This window comes from Sphaerobacter sp., from assembly GCF_019683595.1.
Taxonomy (GTDB): Bacteria; Chloroflexota; Chloroflexia; order Thermomicrobiales; family Thermomicrobiaceae; genus Sphaerobacter.
Window position 1 is genome coordinate 1 of the sequence record NZ_JADGHZ010000204.1, and the last position, 5737, is coordinate 5737.

The following is a 5737-nucleotide window of genomic DNA, read 5'->3' on the forward strand; positions in this document are numbered from 1 at the left end:
CGTCCTGCGCGAGGGGGCGATGGCGGGCGTCGCGGGGGTGATCGGGGTGCCGGTGGCGGCCATCGTGGCGGCGGCGGTGCTGCACCGGGGCGTGCTGGTGGCGGCGCTGCCGCTCGCGCTCGGCGGCGCCCGGCTGGCGCGGGGGTATGGCCAGTGGCGGTGACGGCACGTGCGCGGCGCCGGCTGCCGCGTCCAGTGACCGGGCAGATCGCTCCCGGCCTGGCGGCGATCTGGGCGGTGGGTATACTCATCCGCCTGGCGCTCGCGCCCTTCACGGTGCACCTGGACCTGTACCACGTCTACTCACGCGCGGCTCAGGCGGCCTACCACGGCGAGTGGTTCGTCTGGACGAGCCAGCTCGCCATCCAGATGGTGCACAACATCTGGCTCTTCCTCGTCAAGCCGCTCCTGCCGGGCGCCGAGACGATCTGGTCCCCCACCGCGGCGGTGTTCGGCCTCGGGGCGCAACCGTCGGAGTTCCGTGATCTGTTCCTGCGGTACCCGCACCTGTTCCGGGCGCTGCTGCTCCTCAAGCTGCCGTATCTGGTGGCGGACCTGGGGACCGGGTACCTCTTGACCCGCCTGGTGGCGCCTGAACGACGCCGGCGTGTGTTGGCGCTCTGGTTGCTCAACCCGATCGTGCTCTACACCAGCGCGGTCTTCGGGCGACACGACAGCATCGCCGTGTTCCTGGTCGTCGCGTCGCTCGTCGCCGCGGCACGCGGACGTCGCTACCTGGGGCTGGGCCTGCTCGGGCTGGGCGCCGTGACCCGCTTCTTCCCGTTCTTCTTGGCGCCCTTCTTCATCCTGGCCTATCGGCGGTCGAAGCGCGACCTGGCGCTGTTTGCGGGCGGGCTGGCCGGGGTGTGGCTGGCGGTCGAGGTCGTTGCGCTGGCCGCCACGGGCAGCAGCCCGACGCTGACACTGCTGTCACGCTACCAGCACGTCGACTACCTGACCGATCTGGTCCTGCCGCTCCGCTTCGGCGACCGGCTCTTCATCTTCCCGCTCGCGTACGGGCTCTTCCTGCTCTGGTTCTTCGAGCGCGGCGAGCACGGTGCGCGGGGCACGGACGCCTACGTCGCGGCCGGGGCGGCGATGTTCCTGGGGATGTTCGCGCTCACGTTCTTCCACCCGCCCTACGCCATCTGGCTGGTGCCGTTCCTGGCGCTCACGGTCGACCGTGACGACCGGCTGATCGCCTACCACCTGGCGCAGGCGGCGCTTTTGATCCTGTTCGCACTCCACTGGGACACGCAGATGACGACTGACCTGTTCCTGCCGCTCGACCCGGACGGCGTGGCGGCGCTGCCGAACCCGCGGACGGTGCTGGCGGCCCAGGTGCCGGTGCCGCTCTTCCTGGGTGTCGTGCGCAGCCTGTTCGACGCGCTCGCGTTGTGGATGGCGTACCGGATCGTGCGTGAGCGGCTCTCCCGGGCTGAGGAGGAGGTGCCCCTCGAACCAGACGGGGAGGCGGGCGGTCATGGCGCGTAGATGGGGCGTGCACGTCTGGTTGGCGTGGTGGCCGGTGGCCCGGACCGAAGCCACCGGGAAGGGGCTGATTCGGCGGTGTTGTGCGGTCGCACTGCTGCTGCTCATGCCGCTGCTGCTGGCGGGGTGCCGGGTCGAGCACCTGCTGACGGCCGAGCTGCCGGGCGCCTCAGGAAGCGTCACGGTCGGCGGCACGGTGAGCCAGGTGTTCCTGTCGCCGAGCGATGGACTGGATCGGGTCGGCCTCGGCGTGGTGCCGCCGGGCCCCACGGCCAGTCGTGCGGTGGATAGCGTCGCAGGGGGCGCGACGCTGGAGATTCGCTACGCGCCGGAGGCCGATCCGGGATACCCCGACGGCAACTTCCACGACTGGCCCGCCGACCACGCCTGGCTTGGAGAGCTGGTGGGTGAGCGGGAGATCGGGCAGACGTTTGTGTCGCGCTACCCGAACCTGGACGGGATCACGCTGCGGGTGGCGACGTTCGGCGCCGACCTGAGCCCGGGCGAGGGGCAACTGAGGGAAGGCCCGGCCGTGCCGGTGCGGCGCCTCCCGGTCGACGGCGAGCGGATCATTGACCTGCCCGGTGGGAGCACCGTGCGGGTCCAAGGGAGTGCCGAGGGCTGGGCACAGGTGCGGCTGGAGGACGGGCAGGTGGGCTACGTCGAGCTCTCGCAGTTCAGCCGGCTCCCGGCGCCGAGCCGTGTCAACGATCGGGACGTGGTGCTGCGCCTGTATCGCGACGGGGAGGTGGAGCCGATCCGCACGGCGACGATCAACGCCAGCGAGATGCACGACAACAGCCACGTGACGTTTCGCTTCGAGCCGCTGCCCGACTCCATGGGCGCCCGCTACCGCTTTACTGTCGCGTCGCCCGAGTCCACGCCGGGGAACTCCGTCACTTTCCGTTACTCCGAACGCGATGTCTACCCGGACGGGACGCGCCTCGAAGATGGAGCCGAGGTTGAGGGTGACCTGATCTTCCGCCCGGCTTACACGGAGGGCGCGCCGCTCGTTCAGGTCGACCTCGACCGCGCGGTGTTGTCCGGGCAGACGCAGGCGCTGGAGGCCTCGTTCGCGCCGGTGCCGAACACGGCGGGTCGTGCGCTCCGACTGGTCGTCCGGGCGGGGCACGCGCCGCTACCGCTGACCTGGACGGAGCAGCTTCCCGAGGGAAGCCACCAGTTACAGCTCTCGGGCGGCCAGGAGGGGCCGCCAGGTGCGTTGGTGTTCAACGTCGGCTACCGGGCGGACGTTGACCTGAGGGCGCTGGTTTCCGGGGTGGTGCGCCACGTTGGGCAGGGAGTGCGGCACGATCCAGCCTTCTTCGCGCTGTACGGCCTCGCGCTGGTGGGGACCGGCGGCTGGCTCGGCTGGTCGGTAGGGAGGGGGCGCCATGGTCGTCGATCGGTCTGAGCGATCATGCCTGCTCTGCGGTGCCCGGTTCACCGGTCGCGCCTTTCTCTGCCGTCGCTGCGCCGACGCGTACCGCAACGGCCCGATTCCAGCCGAGGTACGGCGGCGCTTCTATGAGGCGATCGACCGCGTCTACCCCACCTGGTCGAATACGTACGAAGAGTACAACCCTCCCGTGGGACTGCTCGCGTTCCTGGCCACCCTCCCGCGGACGATGCGGGTGCTGGAGATCGGCGCCGGGGGCGGCTTCGCGCTGCGGGCGATGGAGCGAATGGGGTTCAAACGGCTGATCGGGCTGGACCTGACGGCGACCAGCCTGGCCGAGGCCCGGCGGCGCGTGCCGGGCGCGCGGTTGATCGCGGCCGACGCCGAGCGGCTGCCGCTGCAGGACGACAGCGTGGACGTGGCGCTGTCAAGTGACCTCGTGGAGCACCTGCCGGACCTGGATGGGCACCTGGCCGAGGTCGCGCGGGTGTTGCGGCCCGGCGGGCACTACCTGATCAAGACGCCGAACCGCCGACCGGCGGAGGCGTACTACCGGCTGCGGGGGCTGTACGACTACCACTTCTGGCACCCGTCGATGTGCACGCCGGGCGAGTTGGCCCGGAAGCTGGCGCGGCACGGCTTTGCCTGCACCTTCGTGCCGCCCGCCCGGCTGACGCAGGCGCAGGTGCGGAAGATCCCCGTGGCACGCCTGCGCCCCCTAGCGGCACGTGTGCCGATCGGCTGGCTGCCCACCAGCCTGCGCCCGCACCTGGAGGTGGTGGCTACGCGGCGGTGAGAGTGGCGCGGTGCGGGCGCAGCGGCTATTCTGGCAGCGCTCACAAAGGAGACTGGTGCACGCACGAGGAGGAGGTCGATTCGTGGCGCGAGGTGAGGGAACGCGACGCGCCGTGGTGATGGCGCGCGAGGGCATGGTGGCGACGGCCCACCCGCTGGCGACGTCGGCGGGACTGGACGTCCTGCGGCGTGGCGGCAACGCCATGGACGCAGCGATCGCCGCGGCGCTCGTGACCGGGGTGACGCTCCCGGCGATGTGCGGGCTCGGCGGCGACGCATTCCTGATCCACTACGACGGCCGGACCGGTGAGGTCACGGCGATCAATGGCTCGGGCATCGCCCCGCAGGCTGCCAGCCGCGAATACTTCGTTGAGCGCGGCTACGAGAAGATGCCGTTCACGGGGCTGCTCTCGGTCGCGGTGCCGGGTGCGGTGCACGCCTACTTCACGGCCATCGAGCGCTTCGGCACCATGGAGCCGGCAGAGCTGTTCGCCCCGGCCATCCGCTACGCCGAGGAGGGCTTCCCGCTCACGACGGAGGGCAACCAGACGATCGCCGCCTATGCGGAGGGGATGAGCCGTTTCCCGACATCGGCTGAGATCTACCTGCCCGGCGGCGCGCCGCCCAAGCCGGGGCATCTGCTGCGCAATCCCAACCTGGCGCGCTCGATGCGTCTGATCGTCGAGGGCGGGCCGGAGGTCTTCTACCAGGGTGAGATCGCGGAGGAGATCGCCCGCTTCATGGCCGACAACGGCGGGTTGATGACCGTCGAGGATCTGGCCGGCCACGAGTCGGTCGTCTACAAGCCGCTCCAGACCGAATACCGCGGCTACACGGTCTACCAGACGGCGCTCCCGAGCCAGGGCATCATCATGCTGGAGGAATTGAACATCCTCTCCAACGCGGACCTGGCTGCGATGGGCGCGGGCAGCGCCGACGCCATCCACCTGATGGTCGAGACCAAGAAGCTGGCCTTCGCTGATCGGCTGGCGTACTGCGGCGATCCGAAGTTCGTCCAGGTGCCGGTGGATACCCTCCTGAGCCCGGAATTCGCGCGCGAGCGCTTCAAGGTGATCGACATGAACCGGGCGATGGAGCAGTGCGAGGCCGGGCGCATTCCGGAGCAACTGGGCGACACGACCTACCTCTGTGTGGTGGACCGCGACGGCAACGCCGTCTCGCTCATCCACAGCCTCTCGGCGGCCTTCGGGAGCCAGGTCGTGGCGGGGAACACGGGCATCCTGCTGAACAACCGCGCGGGCCGTGGCTTCACCCTGGAGGAGGGGCACCCGAACGTCATCGCTCCCGGCAAGCGGACCATGCACACGCTCAACTGCTACCTCATCACCCAGGGCGGGAAGCTGCGCTGGGTCGGTGGCACGCCGGGCGGCGACGGCCAGCCGCAGTGGAACATGCAGGTGATCACGAACCTGATCGACTTCGGCATGAACGTGCAGGAGGCGATCGAGGCCCCGCGCTGGCTCAGCTTCCCGGGCACTGACCCGATCAACCTGCCGAACGACTTCGTGCTCCGCATCGAGGGTCGGGCCGGGGCCGAGGTGATCGAGGAGCTGCGGCGGCGCGGCCACCGCGTGGAGGTGCTGGGCGACTGGGCTGCCGGTGGGGCGGCGCAGGTCATCGAGGTCGACCCCGAAACCGGCACGCTGTTCGGCGGCTCGGACCCGCGCACGGAGGGTTTGGCGCTGGGGTACTGAGCCTCGGCGTGACCCGAAATCGGCAGTGGGGGAACGACCACTGCCGCTGTGCGTGCCCGGGGCTCAAGCCGCCGGGCTGACACGGCGAAGCCCACTGAAGGGGCTGGGGACGCGGTGCACGGCGGACTGTCGGATCGCGTCAGTCCAGGTGTAGGACGAGAGAGCCCCTTCAGTGGGCTTTTCTTTCTCAACCCGTGGGTCATGGACATTGACGGCATACGCTGGCACTCCCGGCGCCCCGTCTCCCGCCCGCCTCAGCCGGCCCGGGCGGCTGCCGACCGGATCCGAGATGGGTGGTGGAAGGACCCTCGTGCGGCGGCGCGTGCCCGGGGCTAAA

At 70.3% G+C, this 5737-nt stretch carries 4 protein-coding genes; all 4 read left to right on the plus strand.

Annotated features, from left to right (window positions below; all coding sequences use genetic code 11):
• The first annotated feature begins 153 nt into the window (after window positions 1-153).
• Window positions 154-1494: a hypothetical protein gene (locus tag IRZ30_RS15065; RefSeq protein WP_294086330.1), complete on the plus strand. Its 1341-nt coding sequence runs from the start codon at window positions 154-156 to the stop codon at window positions 1492-1494.
• Complete coding sequence (locus IRZ30_RS15070; protein WP_294086331.1) at window positions 1484-2905, plus strand: SH3 domain-containing protein; 1422 nt, start codon at window positions 1484-1486, stop codon at window positions 2903-2905. The genes IRZ30_RS15065 and IRZ30_RS15070 overlap by 11 nt, the downstream gene beginning before the upstream one ends.
• Window positions 2886-3686: a bifunctional 2-polyprenyl-6-hydroxyphenol methylase/3-demethylubiquinol 3-O-methyltransferase UbiG gene (locus IRZ30_RS15075; protein WP_294086332.1), complete on the plus strand. Its 801-nt coding sequence runs from the start codon at window positions 2886-2888 to the stop codon at window positions 3684-3686. The genes IRZ30_RS15070 and IRZ30_RS15075 overlap by 20 nt, the downstream gene beginning before the upstream one ends.
• 82 nt (window positions 3687-3768) lie before the next feature.
• Window positions 3769-5400 carry a gamma-glutamyltransferase gene (ggt, locus tag IRZ30_RS15080; protein ID WP_294086333.1) on the plus strand — a complete coding sequence of 544 codons (1632 nt, stop codon included), beginning with the start codon at window positions 3769-3771 and terminating at the stop codon, window positions 5398-5400.
• Window positions 5401-5737: the final 337 nt, after the last annotated feature.

Coding starts and splice junctions, on each gene's coding strand:
- IRZ30_RS15075 (WP_294086332.1), top strand. CDS start 2,886: ATGGTCGTCGATCGGTCTGAGCGATCATGCCTGCTCTGCGGTGCCCGG.
- IRZ30_RS15070 (WP_294086331.1), top strand. CDS start 1,484: ATGGCGCGTAGATGGGGCGTGCACGTCTGGTTGGCGTGGTGGCCGGTG.